General features: G+C 58.4%; 20 protein-coding genes. 6 read left to right on the top strand and 14 right to left on the bottom strand.

The features are described 5' to 3' along the window. Positions 1-20: 20 nt before the first annotated feature. The 3 genes from fabI to fabA are packed head-to-tail and all read right to left on the bottom strand — an operon-like array spanning position 21 to position 2,630. Positions 21-827 (bottom strand): enoyl-ACP reductase FabI, encoded by an 807-nt coding sequence (gene fabI / locus BN1800_RS01320; RefSeq protein ID WP_027510461.1) that lies wholly within the window; start codon positions 825-827, stop codon positions 21-23. 4 nt (positions 828-831) lie between these two features. Next, entirely contained in the window at positions 832-2,055 is a 1,224-nt protein-coding gene (fabB, locus tag BN1800_RS01315; RefSeq protein WP_027510462.1) for a beta-ketoacyl-ACP synthase I, read from the bottom strand. A gap of 59 nt (positions 2,056-2,114) precedes the next feature. Next, positions 2,115-2,630 (bottom strand): 3-hydroxyacyl-[acyl-carrier-protein] dehydratase FabA, encoded by a 516-nt coding sequence (fabA, locus tag BN1800_RS01310; protein WP_027510463.1) that lies wholly within the window; start codon positions 2,628-2,630, stop codon positions 2,115-2,117. Between the two features lie 298 nt (positions 2,631-2,928). Between fabA and irrA the strand changes: the two genes are divergently transcribed. After that, positions 2,929-3,345, top strand: a complete 417-nt coding sequence (gene irrA, locus BN1800_RS01305) for an iron response transcriptional regulator IrrA (RefSeq protein WP_027510464.1) — start codon at positions 2,929-2,931, stop codon at positions 3,343-3,345. Positions 3,346-3,349: 4 nt separating this feature from the next. On the opposite strand, the gene BN1800_RS01300 is transcribed toward irrA, so the two are convergent. Next, positions 3,350-3,985 carry a trimeric intracellular cation channel family protein gene (locus tag BN1800_RS01300; protein WP_027510465.1) on the bottom strand — a complete coding sequence of 212 codons (636 nt, stop codon included), beginning with the start codon at positions 3,983-3,985 and terminating at the stop codon, positions 3,350-3,352. 118 nt (positions 3,986-4,103) lie between these two features. Here BN1800_RS01300 and BN1800_RS01295 point away from each other — a divergent pair, with 118 nt between their 5' ends. After that, the gene (locus tag BN1800_RS01295; RefSeq protein ID WP_086993687.1) at positions 4,104-4,571 is read left to right on the top strand and encodes a hypothetical protein; all 468 of its coding nucleotides are present in this window, start codon (positions 4,104-4,106) and stop codon (positions 4,569-4,571) included. A 4-nt stretch (positions 4,572-4,575) separates the two neighbouring features. Here the strand turns inward: BN1800_RS01295 and BN1800_RS01290 are convergent, their stop codons facing one another. Continuing rightward, positions 4,576-5,364 (bottom strand): YdcF family protein, encoded by a 789-nt coding sequence (locus tag BN1800_RS01290; RefSeq protein WP_086993685.1) that lies wholly within the window; start codon positions 5,362-5,364, stop codon positions 4,576-4,578. Between the two features lie 102 nt (positions 5,365-5,466). Here BN1800_RS01290 and BN1800_RS42165 point away from each other — a divergent pair, with 102 nt between their 5' ends. Together BN1800_RS42165 and BN1800_RS01280 are read left to right on the top strand one after the other, a co-directional pair. Further along, complete coding sequence (locus BN1800_RS42165; protein ID WP_244564414.1) at positions 5,467-5,769, top strand: DUF2798 domain-containing protein; 303 nt, start codon at positions 5,467-5,469, stop codon at positions 5,767-5,769. Positions 5,770-5,942: 173 nt separating this feature from the next. After that, complete coding sequence (locus tag BN1800_RS01280) at positions 5,943-6,746, top strand: helix-turn-helix domain-containing protein (protein ID WP_027510468.1); 804 nt, start codon at positions 5,943-5,945, stop codon at positions 6,744-6,746. Here the strand turns inward: BN1800_RS01280 and BN1800_RS01275 are convergent. After that, entirely contained in the window at positions 6,743-6,961 is a 219-nt protein-coding gene (locus BN1800_RS01275; RefSeq protein WP_027510469.1) for a hypothetical protein, read from the bottom strand. The two genes, BN1800_RS01280 and BN1800_RS01275, sit on opposite strands and share 4 nt — an antisense overlap. Before the next feature lie 402 nt (positions 6,962-7,363). On the opposite strand from BN1800_RS01275, the gene BN1800_RS01270 reads away from it, so the two are divergent. Together BN1800_RS01270 and BN1800_RS01265 are read left to right on the top strand one after the other, a co-directional pair. Continuing rightward, positions 7,364-8,407, top strand: coding sequence for a SagB/ThcOx family dehydrogenase (locus BN1800_RS01270; RefSeq protein ID WP_086993682.1), 1,044 nt, complete (start codon positions 7,364-7,366; stop codon positions 8,405-8,407). 104 nt (positions 8,408-8,511) lie between these two features. After that, the gene (locus tag BN1800_RS01265) at positions 8,512-8,868 is read left to right on the top strand and encodes a helix-turn-helix domain-containing protein (RefSeq protein WP_027510471.1); all 357 of its coding nucleotides are present in this window, start codon (positions 8,512-8,514) and stop codon (positions 8,866-8,868) included. A gap of 83 nt (positions 8,869-8,951) precedes the next feature. Here the strand turns inward: BN1800_RS01265 and BN1800_RS01260 are convergent, their stop codons facing one another. From BN1800_RS01260 to BN1800_RS01225, 8 genes are all read right to left on the bottom strand, one after another. After that, positions 8,952-9,158 carry a hypothetical protein gene (locus BN1800_RS01260; protein WP_027510472.1) on the bottom strand — a complete coding sequence of 69 codons (207 nt, stop codon included), beginning with the start codon at positions 9,156-9,158 and terminating at the stop codon, positions 8,952-8,954. A gap of 345 nt (positions 9,159-9,503) precedes the next feature. After that, positions 9,504-10,643 carry a molecular chaperone DnaJ gene (gene dnaJ, locus BN1800_RS01255; protein WP_086993679.1) on the bottom strand — a complete coding sequence of 380 codons (1,140 nt, stop codon included), beginning with the start codon at positions 10,641-10,643 and terminating at the stop codon, positions 9,504-9,506. A gap of 78 nt (positions 10,644-10,721) precedes the next feature. Beyond that, on the bottom strand, positions 10,722-12,632 hold the full coding sequence (dnaK, locus tag BN1800_RS01250) for a molecular chaperone DnaK (RefSeq protein WP_027510474.1): 1,911 nt from the start codon (positions 12,630-12,632) through the stop codon (positions 10,722-10,724). 277 nt (positions 12,633-12,909) lie between these two features. Continuing rightward, a complete protein-coding gene (locus BN1800_RS01245) occupies positions 12,910-15,195 on the bottom strand; it encodes a transglycosylase domain-containing protein (protein WP_086993896.1) in 2,286 nt (761 codons plus the stop codon). Between the two features lie 85 nt (positions 15,196-15,280). Further along, entirely contained in the window at positions 15,281-15,637 is a 357-nt protein-coding gene (locus BN1800_RS43805) for a hypothetical protein (protein ID WP_156915283.1), read from the bottom strand. A gap of 166 nt (positions 15,638-15,803) precedes the next feature. Then, positions 15,804-16,643, bottom strand: a complete 840-nt coding sequence (locus BN1800_RS01235) for an SH3 domain-containing protein (protein WP_086993676.1) — start codon at positions 16,641-16,643, stop codon at positions 15,804-15,806. A gap of 138 nt (positions 16,644-16,781) precedes the next feature. Further along, a complete protein-coding gene (locus tag BN1800_RS01230) occupies positions 16,782-16,967 on the bottom strand; it encodes a hypothetical protein (protein WP_027510478.1) in 186 nt (61 codons plus the stop codon). Between the two features lie 54 nt (positions 16,968-17,021). Further along, the gene (locus BN1800_RS01225; RefSeq protein ID WP_086993673.1) at positions 17,022-18,410 is read right to left on the bottom strand and encodes a M20/M25/M40 family metallo-hydrolase; all 1,389 of its coding nucleotides are present in this window, start codon (positions 18,408-18,410) and stop codon (positions 17,022-17,024) included. Positions 18,411-18,629 lie beyond the last annotated feature (219 nt).

Here is an 18,629-nt window from a genome sequence, read left to right as displayed (position 1 = left end):
TGGCGATTAATCTGCCTTGCTCACTCTACATCTGCCTTGCGCAGCGTATCCAGCGTCGGCATCGAGGTTATGTTGTAGCCAGCGTCCACAAAATGGATTTCGCCGGTCACGCCTGCGGACAGGTCGGAGAGCAGATAGAGGGCGGAATTGCCGACGTGATCAATGCTGACCGTCTTGCGGAGGGGAGCATTCCGCTGGTTCCACGAGAGGATTGCACGGGCGTCCGAAATGCCGGCGCCGGCCAGCGTGCGGATCGGGCCTGCGGAGATGGCATTGACGCGGATGCCGCGCGGACCGTAGTCGGCGGCGAGATAGCGCACGGAGGCCTCCAGAGCCGCCTTTGCGACCCCCATGACGTTGTAGTTCGGGATGACGCGCGTGGAACCGTTATAGGTCAACGTCAGCATCGAGCCGCCTTCGTTCATCAATGGTGCGCAGCGTCTGGCGATTTCCGTGAAGGAGAAGCAGGAGATCACCATCGTGCGGCTGAAGTTTTCGCGCGTGGTGTCCGCGTAAAGGCCCTTCAGCTCGTTCTTGTCGGAAAAACCGATGGCATGAACGATGAAATCCAGTTTGCCCCAACGCTCCTTGAGTGCGTCGACAACGCCGTCGACCGAGGCGATGTCTTCGACGTCGCAGGGTACGACGAAATCCGAGCCGGCTTCAGCAGCGAGCGGTTTCACGCGCTTACCAAGCGCCTCTCCCTGATAAGTGAAGGCAAGCTCGGCGCCTTGGGCTGCAAGCGCCCTTGATATGCCCCAGGCGATGGAATGGTTGTTGGCGACGCCCATGATGAGCCCGCGCTTACCCTGCATGATTGCCGTCATGTTCTTATCCGTTATAGCGCTGGAAAACGAGCGTCGCGTTGGTGCCACCGAAGCCGAAGGAGTTGGACAGGGCGATGTCGATCTTGGCATTGTCGATGCGCTTGCGGACGATCGGCACGCCATCGAATTCAGGATCGACTTCCTTGATATGGGCGCTTTCGCCGATGAAGCCTTCCTGCATCATTAGGATCGAATAGATCGACTCCTGGACACCGGCAGCACCGAGAGAATGGCCCGTCAGCGATTTGGTCGACTGGATATGAGGCATCTTGTCGCCGAAGACCTCCCGGATCGCGCCGATTTCCTTGCTGTCGCCTACTGGCGTAGAGGTGCCGTGGGTGTTGATGTAGTCGATATCACCCTTCACCGTCGCGAGTGCCTGACGCATGCAGCGCACAGCGCCCTCGCCAGAGGGAGCGACCATGTCGTAACCGTCGGAGGTCGCGCCGTAGCCGACGATCTCAGCGTAGATCTTCGCGCCGCGCGCCTTGGCATGCTCCAGTTCTTCGAGTACGAGAACGCCTGCACCACCGGCGATGACGAAGCCGTCACGGTTGACGTCGTAGGCGCGCGAAGCCTTCTCCGGCGTGTCGTTGAACCTGGAGGACATCGCGCCCATCGCGTCGAAAAGGTTGGACATTGTCCAGTCGAGGTCTTCGTGGCCGCCAGCGAACATCACGTCCTGCTTGCCCCACTGGATCATTTCCGCGGCATTGCCGATGCAGTGTGCAGAGGTCGAGCAGGCCGACGAGATCGAGTAGTTGACGCCATGGATCTTGAACCACGTCGCAAGCGTTGCCGATGCCGTCGAAGACATAGCCTTCGGCACGGCGAACGGGCCGATGCGCTTCGGGCTGTTGTTCTTGATGGTGATCTCGGCGGCTTCGACCAGCGTGCGCGTGGACGGGCCGCCCGAGCCCATGATGATGCCGGTGCGTTCGTTGCCGCTGATCACGGACTCTTCGAGACCGGAATCGGCAATCGCCTGCTTCATCGCGACATGGTTCCAGGCGCCGCCCTGCGACAGGAAGCGCATGGCGCGGCGATCGACCAGATCGGTCGGATCGAGGCTGGGACGACCCCAAACCTGGCACTTGAAGCCATGCTCGGCAAAATCGTTGGAGAAGGAAATGCCGGACTTGGCATCGCGCAGCGAGGCCGTGACCTCAGCGGCATCATTGCCGATCGAGGAAACAACGCCCAGACCCGTGACAACTACCCGTCTCATGTGTTTCGACCTTTTCGTTTTTTCTATCTTGGAATACCGGGCCGTTTCACCCGGTGCAGTCAGGCGGCCTTTTCCTGGAAGAGGCCGACGCGCAGATCGGTAGCCTTGTAGATGACCTCACCGTCGGCCTTCATCCAGCCGTCGGCGATGCCGAGCACGAGGCGGCCGCGCATGACGCGCTTGAAGTCGATGCCATATTCGACAAGCTTCGTCTTCGGCGTCACCATGCCGGTGAACTTGACTTCGCCGGTCGAGATCGCGCGGCCCTTGCCAGGCTCGCCGAGCCAGCCGAGGAAGAAGCCGGTCAGCTGCCACATGGCATCAAGGCCCAGGCAGCCAGGCATCACGGGATCACCCATGAAGTGACACGGGAAGAACCAGAGGTCCGGTGTGATGTCGAATTCAGCGCGAATGAAACCCTTGCCGTGCGGTCCACCGTCTTCGGAAATCTGCGTAATGCGATTGAACATCAGCATCGGCGGCAGCGGCAGCTGCGCGTTACCCGGGCCAAACATTTCGCCGCGGCCGCAGGTCAGAATTTCCTCATAAGTGAAGCTGGATTGTTTCGTTGTCATCAAAACTCTGTTTCCCCCGCACGTGCCTATGGAGTGAGTGTTTAGTCCAAGTTCCGAGGAAAATGAAGCATAAGCATGACTAGTTCTCCCGCCGTCCTGAACTGACTTGTCGCCTTATTTGGTGGTCGCATACAGGAAGGCCAAGGCCCCGGCCAGACCCAATTGCGTTAAAAGCCCGATTTTCCGGCGTTTCGAGGTCCATTGTCCCCATTGAAACTATTGAAAGGCTTCCGCGCAAAAGTTATATGGCTTAGGAAACCTGATTGATTGACGCTAGAATAACCGGAGTTCTTCCCTGATGGCGGCTGCAGCCCCGATCGCAATTGAAGCCAGACTGCGTAGCGCAGGCCTGCGGCCGACGCGTCAGCGTGTTGCACTAGGCGATCTGCTTTTCGCCAAGGGCGACCGGCATCTGACGGTCGAGGAATTGCACGAAGAAGCGGTCACCGCCGGTGTGCCGGTTTCTCTGGCTACGGTCTACAATACGCTGCATCAGTTTACCGAGGCGGGCATGATCCGCGTTCTCGCCGTCGAGAGCGCTAAGACCTATTTCGACACCAACGTTTCCGATCACCATCACTTCTTTGTCGAAGGAGATAACGAGGTGCTGGATATTCCGGTCAGCAACCTGACGATCGGCAATCTGCCGGAGCCGCCGGCGGGTATGGAAATTGCTCATGTCGACGTGGTGATCCGCCTGCGCCCGAAGCGCTGATTTTTCACATGACATCGTCAGGGTGGCGGCCGGGTTTGTGCATGTAGGTCGGGAACGTCCATCCGAACCATAATGCACCGCCGCGTACGGCGAAGGCGCCGATGACGCCGAACGCGGAAGCCATATAGAGCGGCAGGCCGAGTTCAGTCGCGCCGGTAAAGATGCCCGCACCAAAGAGCGCTGCCGTGATGTAGATTTCGGGCCTCAGGAGTACGGAAGGCTCGTTAGCCATCAGATCGCGCAGCACGCCTCCGAAGGTTGCGGTCAGTGTCCCTGTCACGATCGCGATCGTCGGCGAGCCCGTCGCAGCAAGTCCCTTGGCTGCACCCATGACGCAATAGGCGGCAAGCCCTACCGCATCGAGCCAGATCAGCAGGCGATAACGTGACTCCACGAGATGGGCGGTGAAGAAAACCACGATGCCCACCAGACAGCAGATGACGATGTAGGCCGGATTCAGCACCCAGAACACCGGCACGCGGCCAAGCACGATGTCGCGCACAGTACCGCCGCCGGTGCCCGTCACCATTGCGAAGAAGAGAAAGCCGATGAGATCGAGTTGTTTGCGCGAGGCGGCGAGTGCGCCCGTCGCGGCAAAGAGCGCGATGCCGGCATAATCGAGATAAGCGAGCAGAGACATGATTGGCCCCCCAGAGCCGGCAGACGATGCTGAACTGAATCATGGTGGCAAGGGCGGCGCAAGGCGGATCGTCTAGAATGCGCGGCTGTTAGTGTCTATCCGACAAAAGAGGAAAGCCGTGAAAGCGCTTCTCATCGTCCTGAACGTCATAGCCCTCCTTGTGGCTCCGTCCGCCTCTGCGCAGCAATCGCTGGTCTCGGATCCGGAAATCTACGAGAAGAAGCATTTCACTGAGCAATGTACGAAGGCCGAGTTTTCGGACGCTTACATCACACGTCAGGACATCAACAATGACGGCCTTATCGATGTTGTGGTCAACGAGGGCGAATTGACCTGCGACGGAAAGAAGGGGCCGCAGTGCAATGATGATGGCTGCACCTATAACTTCTATCTGCAGGTGGCCGAGGGCGGCTATTTCATGATTGCGACAGCGCAGATCTATGGCTACGACTTCATCAAGCGCTTCGGCAATATGGTGCTGGCCATGAAGATGCATCCGCGCTTCTGCGATCGCACCGATAGCGGCCCATGCGTCGTCACGGCTCGCGTGCGTGGCACGAAATTCGTCACAATTTCGAAGAAATAGCGGCTCAGCGGGGATAAAGCGCCGACGTTCGGCCCGCAAAGTAATAGCCGATAAGGCCGAACCATTCGCGCACGGCAGTCGCCATGTTCTGGGCGTTCTGGCTCGGTTGCGTGAAGTCGAGGCCGAGCGTTACATGGCCGTCCGTCCTGTAATCCGTTGGCCACGGCACGACATCGATGCCCTGCTTGCGGAAAATGCCGACCGAACGCGGCATGTGATAGCCGGATGTGATCATCAGGCAGTTCGCCAGTCCTTGGCTTGCAAGCAGTTCCTTTGTATTGATCGCGTTTTCAAAGGTCGTGCGGGATGTCCTCTCTTCGATGAGCTGTTCATGCGGAACCCCAAAGAGCGGAAAGAAGCGCGCCGAGGCGGCCGCGTCGCCTTCATATTTTCCGGAAATCGAGCCATCTCCGCCGGAGACCAGAATGCGCGATTGCGGGTATTTCTGCGCCAGCCGCAGCGCTTCGATAAAACGGTCTGCGCCCGCATTGAACTCGATTCCGTGGCCGGTCGTGTTCACTTCATTTTCAAATGCGCCGCCGAGAACGATCATGCATTGCAAGTTATCTGGATCACGGTCCGGCTTTGGAAAACGCAACTCCAGGCCCTGGAGGAGGTAATTGCCTGTCGTGGTGAAGAGGAGGACGAAGAGCAACAGCGTGGCGAATGCCGAGAAAAACACGCCAAGGCGCCTGAAGCGGAGAACCAGAGCAAGGAATGCGAAGAGAATGAGGAAGAACACCAGCGAAAGCGGCTGGCCGAAGACCCAGACTAACTTTGAAAACAGAAACAACGATGGCCCCCTGTGCTAGGTTCAGTGGCATCCTATCCGATTCGGTCATGACGGGAATGACAGACGCACAGCACGGCTGGGCTTTCGGGCATAGGAACACCGTTGTTTCAAGCGAAGCTCCGTAAGCGTTTAGGTCAATCAACGGGCAATCCGCCGCCCGGGCATTGCGCAATTGGTTCGGCCGCATCTTTCGGAGAAATTCAATGCCCTATAGCAAAACTCCCCAAACGCTATAACGCGATTGTCGTGCCATTTATCCTGTCGATGCTGATGAGAGGCGTCGTCTCCGCCATCAGTATTGTCCGCACGCAAGGTATTGGCCCGCTTACGCTTGCCATGTCTCCATCCACATGGGCACTGTCCTGGATTATCGCTTTTCCGGTGCATCGCATCATTCATCGTTGAATCATAACGAAAAAAATATACCGGCAGATCATCACGGCCTGCCGATACTGCCTATCGCTGTGCGGTTCATGCCTCAATGGGATCATCCCCGGATTTGTCTCACCGCCCGTTTGTGTTCCGTCTTTCGAGCCGCTAGTTTGAGGCCGACTCATCTCCTGGAAGCCATCGCGGACATGTCTGCACTCGAGAACTTCGCCGAAAATCTACGGCGCCTCTGTCTTGCCAAGGCGGGCAGCATCAGCGCTGCCGCGCGCGGCATGCAAATCGGCCGCTCGCAGATTGAATCCTATCTTCAGGCACGGCGCGCGCCGGGCCGCGCCTCTGTCAAAAAAATCTGCGAATATCTCGGCGTCACCGAGGAGGAGATGTACCAGCGGCCGGTTTCGGTCGATTTGGACCACGGCCGCCCGTCAGCGCAGCGCATCCTATCTGCGGCGCGGGATGCGCTGGAGCCGCTCCTTTTTGCCGATCCGTCCGCCGGTATCGCGCCTGGCATTTATCATGCCTACATGACGATTCCGAGTACGCCGGGGAGTCTGCTCTGCGCTGTTATCGTTATTGCCAAGCAGGGAAGTGCCACGACTTTCCGGCGCCTCACCAATCGCGCGGTAAAGAGGGGCGAGTACTGGTCGCGCTTCACCGGTGATCACAAGGGCATCGTCGTCGAGCGTCTAAATTGTCTTTCCTTTGTGGCCGCCAATCAGATCGGCACACAGGAGCCGACGCTGATGCGTCTATGGTGGTTGCCCTTCTCGGAGAAGTTGCTTGGTGGTCATGCCATGATCTTTACTCCGGCTGGACCATCCTTCAGTGCGGTTGTGATGGTGCCGCTGAGCGCGAAGATCAACCTCAGAACGGCGCTGCGCCTCGCGAAGGTCTATCGAACGACCGATGAGGCCGTTCCGCGGATCGTGCGGGATATGATTGTGCAGCAACGCGCCGATTTTATCTCCGCGGTTACACGCGACCTCGGCTAGTTCAGTGAAAGCCCGGCTTCATGGGTTACGGGAGCGTGATCCACATTGACGCGGTGCGCCTCAATCAGCGCCATCGACAAAAGATAAGTCAGCATGGGCTGCCGGGCGCTCCGACTCTGCGCGATCAGCGTGTTCAGCATATCGATCGCGTAGTCACCGACGCCATCATCAAAATTCAGCGCTTGTTTGGCTTGCACAGTCTTTTTCTGGTCCATCGTGCTTCTCCGTCGGTCACGTAGAGTTCAATTGCGCATTATGATTGGCATAGTTCGCATTTTTGAGCTAGATATTTCTGCATAAACCCAATGATAACGATTTTAATTCAGAAAAAGTCGATTTTTGACTTAAACTGAAGCAATGTATCACTCGGATGTATCAAACTAATATTTGCGCATTAATTGAATGTTTGCGGGTGGCACCTCATTGTTCGGCCTGCGATCAGGATCGATCGTCGTCGAACCGAGGAGAACGGACATGCAGAAGAAGAGCAAGCCGAACCTTAAGGTTACTGCAATCAAGGCCAAGCCGACTTTTGTGAGCCGCGGCATGATGTTCCGCATCGACTAAATGATGAGGTGCCTGCCGTGCGAATAAGCCACGGCGGGCATTTTCCTGCCATGCGATATCGCTCCTCCCGCACGCTCGTCTTTCACAATGACGGTGACGAGTTCGTAGCCTGTAATTTCCTTACCAAGGCTGTCTTCGAGTGCAGCCCGGATCTCTTGGATTTTTTGGGCGCTGTTGCCGACTGGAGTGACCGCGCAGCGATCGGCGAGCAAGCGCCGGGCTATAGCGAGGACGAACTCGATGAAACGCTTGCGGCGCTTGTCGAGATGTCCGCACTGGTCGTTGAAGGGTCTAACCTTGAAATGCGCGAGGACGCCTTCCGCCGGCATTGGAAATGGGGCGTGCCCGCAGCACTGATGCATTTCTGTGTTCAGGATCCTGAATACATGTCGCTTAATGAGGCCGAGGATCTACAGCGCGCCGCATTCGCCAGCGACGGTGAGATCGAGCTCTACAGCCTCAATTCGGGGCGAGTGGACGTCACTGCGCTCCCAGAGGTGCTTTCCGGCAATTCGTTACTGCAACTGATGGCCAAGCGGCGCACTCAACGCAAAGGTCTCGCGAAAGCCGTGTCAGTGCCAGCACTTTCCGAAGCGCTTTTCGCAGGCCTTGGAATTACCGGCACTGCGCGAAATGCCGTGGTGACGCTGCCGTTGTCGATGACGCCCTCCGGCGGCGCACGCAACCCCTACGAGGCCTATGTCTTCGTCAAGGCAGTCGACGGGCTGGCGCCGGGCATCTACCACTATTCGGCCTTTGAGCATTCATTGGCGAAGATATCGGATGCTTCGCCTTTGCTTGCCGATCTCGTGGGCGGACAGGAATGGGCCGATACCATGCCCTGTATGATCGTTCTCGTCGCCCACATGGACCGCACCATGTGGAAATACAGCGATGCCAATGCCTATCGTGTGGTCATGATCGAGGCGGGGCACATCGGCCAGAACATCATGCTTTCGGCCACCGCCCGCGGCATGACAGCCTGCCCGACGGCGGCGCTCAGCCATACGATGATTGGTGAACTAATAGGCCTCCGCAACCCCGCCCATGCGCCGATCTACGCACTGACGCTCGGCTTCCCTGACGCTACGTAAGCCCCAAAAAAAGTCGGTTGAATTTTGCAACTGATGGGTTGAGTTATTTTCAATAACCGGCATATTGCTATAAGCAATTTGTTAATATGTGAGGGAATGCTTAGGTGCCAGATCCGGTAGATATTCTCGTCGGTCGCAATGTCAGACAGCTTCGTGCCCGCCGCCGTGTCTCGCAACTGGAGCTGGGGGAAGCTCTCGGCCTAACGTTTCAGCAAATCCAGAAATACGAAAAAGGCACCAACCGCGTCTCCGCCAGCAAGTTGCATCAGATCGCGGTCTTTCTTGGCGTTGAAATCTCAGCGCTCTTTGAGGGCACCGAAATGGCGCAGTTCCCGTCAAAGGTTGAACTGAGCCCTGAGGCTTATGAACTGGCCATCAATTACGACAGGCTTCGCTCGCCAGCGGGCAAGGAGGCGGTCAAGACGATTTTGACGCTGATGAGCACGGAAAAGGCCGCCTGACGCTCCCATCGCGGCGCCATAACAAAAGACAATCCCGGTACCTCATGTCCGCCGCAAGGCGAGTTTCTTTTGGTCCGGATTTTCTAGTGAAGTTCTCGTTCGTGCAGCGCGACGAGCAATTCGTCCTGCGTATGATGTCCGGCGTGATAAAGGTCGATCGCGATGCTGGCGATCGACAGTCCTTGCTGGCTGCGAAGCTTGATGTTGTGCTCGGCACACCAGGTATAAAGTGCGCCGGCAAGGACGTCGACGTCATCCGGCTGGAAGGGCAAGGAGGCTGCTGCCGTCATGGAAGTGACCCTCAGTTTGGTTTGTTCCCCAGAATTCCAAGGGTAATAGTGATGCCATTTCAGCAGGTTGCAAGCGGCATCCGCAGCCTGCGTTAACGCAGGACATATTGCCGGCTTGCTGTGTTTCAAATTGAAACAGAAATGGTCAGGTCCGCGAGCGATTCCGAATTCGTGCGGTTTTGAAACATACCCGCCATGTGCCAGTGGTGGCTTACCGCCCATCGCACGATCGAAGAGTGGCCTTCAAGATGGCCCGCCGGGGTCGTGCCTGTAGATCTCTACGACATGAAAAAAGCCGGGAAGGAAAGCCCGGCTTCAATCTGAATTATGTTTGCGCGTCGGCCCTTATCCTTCGAAGAATTCCTTCATGCGGGCAAAGAAGCCCGTTGATTCCGGGTTGTTCTCCTTGGACGAAAGCTGTTCGAATTCCTGCAGCAGCTCGCGCTGGCGCTTTGAGAGCTTTTGTGGCGTCTCGATCTGGATCTGGATGTAGAGGTCGCCCGTCTGGCTGGAGCGCAGCACCGGCATGCCCTTGCCCTTGAGGCGGAACTGCTTACCGGCCTGTGTCCCTTCCGGAACGGTCACGCGCGATTTCGTGCCATCGAGCGTCGCCACGTCGAAAGTGCCGCCGAGTGCTGCCGTTGTCATCGAGATCGGAACGGCGCAATAAAGGTCCGCTCCATCGCGCTGATAGAATTCATGCGGCTTCACCGACAGGAAGATGTAGAGGTCGCCCGCCGGTCCGCCGCGCATGCCGGCCTCGCCTTCGCCCTGCAGGCGGATGCGCGTGCCATCTTCGATGCCGGCCGGTATATTGACCGAGAGCGAACGCTCTTCCGTCACGCGGCCCTGTCCATGGCACTTCGGGCATGGATCGGGAATGATCTGGCCGCGACCGTGGCAGGTCGGGCAGGTTCGTTCGATCGAGAAAAAACCCTGCGCCGCGCGAACGCGGCCGGATCCCTGACAGGTGCCGCAGATTTTCGGCTGTGTGCCGGGCTTGGCGCCGGAACCTGAGCACATATCGCAGGTGATCGAGGTTGGAACACGAATCTGCGCCGTCTTGCCGGAAAAGGCTTCTTCCAGCGAAATTTCCATATTGTAGCGAAGATCGGCACCGCGTTCCCGGCCACCGGCAGAGCGTTGGCGCTGGCGCCCGCCGCCCATCATTTCGCCGAAGATATCTTCGAAGATATCCGAGAAACCGCCGCCGCCGGCAAAACCACCGCCACCGAAGCCGCCGGAACCCATGCCGCCATGCTCGAAGGCTGCGTGACCGTAACGGTCGTAGGCAGCCCGCTTCTGCGGGTCCTTCAGCGTCTCATAGGCTTCGTTGATTTCCTTGAATTTGATTTCGGCGTTCTTATCGTCCGGGTTCTTGTCCGGATGATATTTCATTGCCAGTTTGCGGAAGGCGCTTTTCAGCTCTTTTTCATCCGCCGTTTTGGCGACGCCCAAAGTTTCGTAAAAGTCCGCTTTTGCCAATTTAAACCCCGGAAATGGATTTCCGGCTGCCCTTCGGCAGCCGGATTGCAGTGTTTAGCATAACCGCCTCGTTGCGGATTATGCGGACTTCTTGCGGTCGTCGTCCTTGACTTCTTCGTAGTCGGCATCGACGACATTGTCATCACCTGCCGAAGCATCTGCCGCACCGGCTTCCGACTGCTGGGCCTCGTAGATCGCCTGGCCGAGCTTCATGGATACCTCCATGAGAGTCTGCGTCTTGGCCTTGATGTCCTCTGCATCCGGATCGGTCGCCTCGGCTGCAGACTTCAGAGCCGCAATAGCATCGGAGATCGCGGTGCGGTCGGCCTCGGAGACCTTGTCACCGTAATCCTTCAGCGATTTTTCCGTCGAGTGGACCAGGCTCTCGGCCTGGTTCTTGGCTTCTACGGTCTCGCGGCGCTTCTTGTCTTCTGCGGCATGCGATTCTGCATCCTTGACCATCTTCTCGATGTCGGCGTCCGAAAGGCCGCCGGAGGCTTGGATGCGGATCTGCTGTTCCTTGCCGGTTCCCTTGTCCTTGGCCGAAACGTTGACGATGCCGTTGGCGTCGATATCGAAGGTGACTTCGATCTGCGGCATTCCACGCGGTGCCGGCGGCAAGCCGACGAGGTCGAACTGGCCGAGCAGCTTGTTGTCGGCAGCCATTTCGCGTTCGCCCTGCGAAACGCGGATGGTGACAGCCTGCTGATTGTCATCGGCAGTCGAGAAGGTCTGCGACTTCTTGGTCGGGATCGTCGTGTTGCGCTCGATCAGACGGGTGAAGACGCCACCGAGGGTTTCGATGCCCAGAGACAACGGAGTTACGTCGAGGAGCAGAACATCCTTGACATCGCCCTGCAGAACGCCGGCCTGGATGGCAGCGCCGAGAGCAACGACTTCGTCCGGGTTGACGCCCTTGTGCGGCTCCTTGCCGAACAGCTGCTTGACGACTTCCTGAACCTTCGGCATGCGGCTCATACCACCGACGAGAACGACTTCATCAATCTCGGCGGGCGTGACGCCGGCGTCCTTGAGGGCTGCCTTGCACGGCGCGATCGTGCGCTGAACGAGGTCGTCGACCAGACTCTCGAGCTTGGCGCGTGTCAGCTTCAGCGTCAGGTGCTTCGGACCGGAAGCATCAGCCGTGATGAACGGCAGGTTGATTTCGGTCTGCTGCGAGGACGAGAGCTCGATCTTGGCCTTTTCGGCAGCTTCCTTCAGGCGCTGAAGAGCGAGCTTGTCGTTCTTGAGATCGATGCCATTGTCCTTCTTGAACTCGGCAGCGAGGTATTCGACGAGACGCATGTCGAAGTCTTCACCGCCGAGGAAGGTGTCGCCGTTGGTCGACTTCACCTCGAAGACGCCGTCGCCGATTTCGAGGATCGAAATATCGAAAGTACCGCCGCCAAGGTCATAGACGGCAATCGTCTTGCCTTCCTTCTTGTCGAGGCCGTAAGCCAGCGCCGCTGCGGTCGGCTCGTTGATGATGCGCAGAACCTCAAGACCCGCGATCCTGCCGGCGTCCTTGGTTGCCTGACGCTGTGCGTCGTTGAAGTATGCCGGAACCGTGATGACGGCCTTCTCGACTTTTTCACCGAGGTAGGATTCAGCCGTTTCCTTCATCTTCTGAAGGATCATTGCGGAGACCTGCGCGGGCGAATAGCCCTTGCCATTGGCTTCGACCCAGGCGTCGCCATTATCGCCTTTCGAGATCTTGAAGGGGACAAGACCCTTATCCTTCTCAACGGTCGGATCTTCGTAGCGGCGGCCGATCAGGCGCTTGACGGCGAAGAGCGTGTTCGTTGGATTGGTGACGGCCTGGCGTTTCGCCGGCTGGCCGACAAGGCGTTCGCCATCGTCGGTAAATGCCACCATGGAAGGGGTCGTACGCGCGCCTTCCGCGTTCTCGATGACCTTCGCGTCTTTGCCGTCCATGACAGCGACGCAGGAATTTGTCGTTCCGAGGTCGATACCAATTACTTTTGCCATGTCATTTACTCCTTGAAGCAAGCTGTCGGAACCCCGCGAAGGCATTTCCTGACAGCCCCTTACGGGATGTGGGTCTTCTTAATTAACGCAATCGTGATTGCGGTGATGCGGCGTATATAAGGAGCGGTTTTCTTGACTGCAAGGCGAGAATGAACCCGAGATCCAGCAAAACGAACGTGTTGCATTCACTTTCTACAGCGCGTGAAAGAAGTCCGCTACCCTTCGCGCCTCCGCGGACTTAACAAAGCCGGCTTGCGCTTGGCATGAGGCGCTTTCGCTATTGTCCCATGATCAGATCAAGCAACGTGGTCCGGCGCGGTTGGAGGGAAGACGTTGCTGCCGGGCCGCCGACGTCTCCCGGCGGAATCGGTCCTTCCGGGGCGGCTACGGCCTGTTGCTGCCGACCGGGTGCCGGAGGAAACGATGCTTGCGCTTCCGTGCTGGTCCGACCTCCGAAAACGCCGGAAATGATGCCGCTAATCGTTGTCGGCTGCTCCTGCATCGGCTGCGGTTCACCCTGCGCCATCGGCTGGTTGCCGAATCCATTCGGGTCCGAGATGAATTGACCATTGCCGAATAGCGGAGCAGGAGAAAGGCCCTTATGCGCAGCAATCATGAATTCCTGCCACGCCTTTGCCGGCAGGCCGCCGCCGGTGACCTTCTTCATCGGCGTGCCGTCGTCATTGCCGAACCAGACGCCGGTTGTCAGATTGCTGGTGAACCCGACGAAGAGCGCATCGCGGGAATTCTGCGTTGTGCCGGTTTTGCCGGCGGCCTGCCAGCCAGGAATCTTGGCGCTTTTGCCCGTGCCGGTCTCGATCGTGCCCATCATCATGGCATTCATGTTGGCGGCGACCGTTTCGGAAAGAACGCGAGGCGGGTTGTCGTAGGTGTTCTCATAAAGAACCTTGCCTTCGGCGGTCGTCACCCGGCGGATCACATGCGGGGTTGCCTTAAAGCCGCCGTTCATGAAGGAGGCGTAGGACGCAGTGAGTTCCATCAGCGATACTTCCGACGTGCCGAGCGCGATCGAGGCATTCGGTTGCAGCTCGGTCTCTATGCCGAGACGGTGGGCGAGTTTGATCACCTGCTCCGGTCCGTCATACATGACGAGTTGGGCTGCGACGGTATTCAACGACTTCGCAAGAGCGGTCGCGAGCGTCACTTCGCCGTTGTATTTCTTTTCGTAGTTTTCAGGCGTCCAGTTGCCGATGCGGATCGGCGCGTCGTTGAAGACGGAATAAGGCGTCAGCCCCTTTTCGAGCGCGGCTGCATAGACAAAAGGCTTGAACGAGGAACCAGGCTGGCGTTTCGCCTTGACGGCCCGATTGAACTGGCTTTCGGCATAGTCCCTGCCGCCGACAAGTGCCCGGATCGCCCCGGTCCCGTCGATCGAGACGAGAGCGGCCTGAGACGCGTCGAGTTTTGCGCCGTCCTTTGCGAGAATGTCGTTCAGCGACTGCTCGGCCCTCTTTTCCAGCCCCTTGTCGATTGTCGTGTCGACGATGAGGTCTTCTTTCACCTCGCCGACCAGTCCGGCAAGCTCGTCCATTACCATGTCGGCCACATATTGACCGGCACCCGACCAGTAGCTCTTCGCCTTAGACGGCGTCTGCGTCATCGCCGTCTTCACCTCGTTGTCGGTGATATAGCCCTGATCGCGCATGGCCTGCAGCACGACCTGGGCACGGGCGTTTGCGGCTTCGGGATCGCGGGCCGGAGAGAGGCGTGACGGCGCCTTGACGAGACCGGCGAGCAAAGCCGCTTCGCCGAGATTCACGTCGCGCGCAGACTTGTTGAAATAGCGGCGGGCGGCGGCCTCGACGCCATAGGCATTCGAGCCGTAGAAGACGCGGTTCAGATACATCGCAAGGATCTGGTCCTTGGTATATTTCTGCTCGAGCCAGAAGGATAGCAGCACTTCCTGGACCTTGCGCTCCAGCGTGCGATCCGGTGAGAGGAAGAGGTTCTTTGCGAGCTGCTGCGTCAGCGTCGAGCCGCCTTGGATGGGCTGGCCGGTCAAATTATTGATGAGGGCGCGGGCAAGCCCCATCGGGTCGACGCCGAAATGCGAATAGAAGCGCTTATCTTCAATGGCAACGATCGCCTCGGGAATATAAGGCGACATCTGATCGAGCGACAGTGCCTCGCCGCCCGTGGCGCCGCGATTGGCGATAACGCTGCCATCGACGGATGTGATCTTGACGTTCGGCGGCCGGTCAGGGATCGCCCACGTGCTGGCACTCGGCATGCGCGAGCCGTAGTAGAAAACCAGCCCAGCCACACCGATGCCGGCCCAGATACCAAGAACGACGCACCAATAGACCGCGCGGCGGATAAAACGGAAGAAACCGCCATCCTGGCGTTCCGGCCGCTCGCGTCTGCCGCGTTTTTTCCTGTCTGGTGCGCGGCTTCGTGTAGGTTCCGAGGAAGAACGTCTGGTTCCGCGTCCGCCCGCGACACGGTCGTCGTCATCGAGCGAGAAATCGTCGTCGTCTTCATAGCGGCTACGGCCGCTGAAGGACGGTTCGATTCTATCACGTGATCTGCCCCTACCTGCCATCGTGGACCGGCCGCACCCCATGTGTCGCAAGCGCTCTTTGCGCAATCATCCGGGTGGACTGTAAATACGGCGATTTAAGGGGTGGTTAAGACTGCCGGCGAGCGGTCTCGGCAGCGGCTTCAGCCGTGCCGCTTGCGCATGGCTGCCATTCGTTGCGATTGTCACAGAACTGACATATATCGCGCCACCTTGCGCCGAAGAAAAAAGCAATAAGCGCAATAGATAGGCAATTATTATGAGCATTGATCTTAAGAGAATAGACGAGACCAGGCTCCGCGAAATCTGGAGCGTCCATGAATTTGCGCGGCAATGTCGGCAGGGCAAGATGGAAGAAAGCCGCCTGAAAATGCTGCACGGCCCGTTTGCAGAGATGCACGAACTTACGGCAGGCCCTGAACGAAAAGCTTCTGTTTGGTAAATTGGGAACCTTTAGCTGTCCCACTCGTTTTTATCATAGCGGGACAGCCCTCAAGTCCCGTGATGGATCGGTCGTCTCCCCTCAACACGGCCGATCGAAATCAGGCCCGGCGCCTCCTTCTTGGAGCGTCGGGCTTTTTCAACTCTGCAATGGAAAGGGCGGCATTTCCGCCGCCCTGGACCTTCATTGGTTAGTTCCGGCAGCCCGGTTCGCCTGGCTTGCAGGCACCCCGCGGTGGCCTGCGGCGGTCATTATCACCGCCGTTGCGGCCACGGCTATCATCGCCCCGGCGGATGACGCGATTGTCATCATTGCCCCGACGTTCGAAACTCCGGCGGCCGCGATCGCCCTCATTGCGCAGATCACGGTTGAATTCCCGCTGCCTGTCGACATCAGGCCTGCGGCTGGGCGCACGATCGAAATTCGGCTGGCGATCCGGACGGTCATCAAACTCACGGCGCCTTTCAGGCGTACGGCTAAAATCGGGCCTCCGTTCCAGTCGCCGGTCGAATTCCGGGCGCGGAGCTGGCCTTGGCTCGAATTGCGGAGCTGGCCTTGGCTCGAATTCAGGTCTGCGACTGGGCGCCCGGTAAGGTTCCGGACGGCGGTCCGGGCCGCGATAGAAGTCTGGTCCGCGGCGCCAGCGATCGCGGTCACGATAGAAGTCACGGTCGCGGTAATAGCGATCCCAATAGCTGCCGAAGCTGAAGACAACGACGGGAATACCGAGCGGGCGATAATATTGAGGCCCGACATAAACGCGGCGCTGTTGATAAAGAGCCTGGATGTATCGGCCGTGCACCCAGCCGCGGCCGCCGTAGAACTCCACATCGCACCATGGAACATCGGCAAGGCAGCCGTAAATTTCGATGGATTCGCCGGCCGGAACTACGGTGACGGCCGGATACGCGGTACTTGGGCCGGCTCGCATATTGACGTTCGTCGTCGCGAAGCCTTCTGCGGCCTGAGCGATCAGCGGAACAAGCAAGAGCATGCCGGTCGCGGCAATTTTCAAAAGGGTGCGTTTCACGGTTCAACTCCCTGGGAAGCAGACGTCATGCCACATCCGGTATTTGTTTTTACTTCGGCTTTTGCCGGTTCCGGGGCATAATCAGAACGCTTGCCGGCCTTTGTGAGACGGCAATCATTCGTCTTGTCTTTCAATGGTTTATAGCACATCTTGCATGAACGCAGCTTGAACGGAAGAATCCGGGCTCTGGGCCTTGAAATTGCCGGAGCGGCTTCCGATTTGAGGCTCAACAGATCGCAGCCAATTGGCTGCAATGTCCGCTTTTTCCTTGACCACGGATGTACTGGCATTGAAGCGAAGCGGATGACGAAAGGCCGGGTTCATCCGGCCTTCGTCTGAATGCGTGCCCGCGTAAACTGCGAGGCACGCCTTTTGTTTTCAGGCTGCCAGCGCGTCGAGGATGCGCACCCAGGAGCGGATGCCCTTGTGGTAGGAGGCGAGCTCATATTTCTCGTTGGGCGAATGGATCCGATCATCCGAAAGGCCGAAGCCGACAAGCAGCGATTCCATGCCGAGCATTGTCTGGAAATCGCCGACGATCGGAATTGAGCCGCCCATACCGATGACGACGGCGGGCTTCGGCCATTCGTCGGAAAGGGCGCTCTTCGCCCTGGTGATCACCGGAGAATCGTATGCAAGGTGAATTGCCGGCGAACCGCCATGAGGATGGAACTCGACCGAGCAGTCGGCAGGAATTTTCGAACGGATATAGCTGCGGAACGTTTCTCGGATCTTTGCCGGATCCTGCTTGCCGACGAGGCGGAAGGAAACCTTGGCCGAAGCCTTGGCGGCGATCACGGTCTTGAAACCCTCGCCGGTATAGCCGCCCCATATACCGTTGACTTCAGCCGTCGGGCGCGCCCAGGTGAGTTCCAGAACGGAGCGGCCTTTTTCACCCGACGGCACCGAAAGGCCGACTTGGCCCAGGAAGCTTTCAGCGGTCTGGCCGAGCTTTTCCCATGAGGCCCTGATGTTTGCAGGCGTTTCCTCGACGCCTTCATAAAAGTTCTCGAGCGCAACGCGGCCGGTTTCGTCGTGGAGGCCGGAAAGCGCCGCTGTCAGGACATGGATTGGATTTGCAGCCGCGCCGCCGAAAAGCCCGGAATGCAGATCGCGGTCTGCTGCCGTAACGACGACTTCTTCGCCAACAAGGCCCCGAAGGGTAGCAGCAATTGCCGGGGTCTCACGATCCCACATGCCGGTATCGCAGACAAGCGCGTAGTCGGCCTTCAGTTCGGCCGCATTTGCCTCCAGGAAGGGCTTGAGCGAGGGCGAGCCGGATTCCTCTTCGCCCTCGAAGAGGATGGTGATCCGGCAGGGAAGCGCGCCGTTGACCTCTTTATAGGCCCGGCAAGCTTCGACGAAGGTCATGAGCTGGCCCTTGTCGTCCGCGGTGCCGCGGCCGGTCAGGATCTTTCGGCCGTTGCCCATGTCCGTGATGGCCGGTTCGAAGGGATCGTTTTCCCAGAGCTCAACTGGATCGACCGGCTGAACGTCGTAATGACCATAGAATAGTACATGCGGCGCATCCGCACCGGCGTCTGCATGGTGCGCAACGACCATCGGGTGGCCGGGAGTATCGCGAACGGAAGCTTCGAAGCCCAGCGTCTTCAAATAGGCGACCAGCCATTCAGCCGCCATGCGGCAATCCGCTTTGTAAGCCGGGTCGGTCGAGATCGATTTGATGCGCAGCAACTCGAATAGTCTGTCGAGGCTTGAGCCGAGATTCTGATCCGCGCGCGAAAGCACCGGGGTTACGTCTATCATTTCCGACTCCCTTTTGAAATTTGGCCGGACGATAGACCAAAGGTGGGGACGTTTCGAGGAAGAAAAATCGGAATTTGGAAGCCGTTAACAAGGCGTCCTACTAAGGCACAAAGGCCGCGATATGCTCGGCAAGCCTGATATCGAGCCGAGCGCAAAGCTGACGGCGCGCGTAGGCGTGCTTTTGGCACGTGCCGATGGACCGTTGCGAAAACGCTCACG

Source organism: Rhizobium sullae (genome assembly GCF_900169785.1).
Lineage (GTDB): Bacteria > Pseudomonadota > Alphaproteobacteria > Rhizobiales > Rhizobiaceae > Rhizobium > Rhizobium sullae.
The sequence above is the reverse complement of the archived record's forward strand: the minus strand, read 5'-3'. Positions and strand labels throughout refer to the sequence as shown.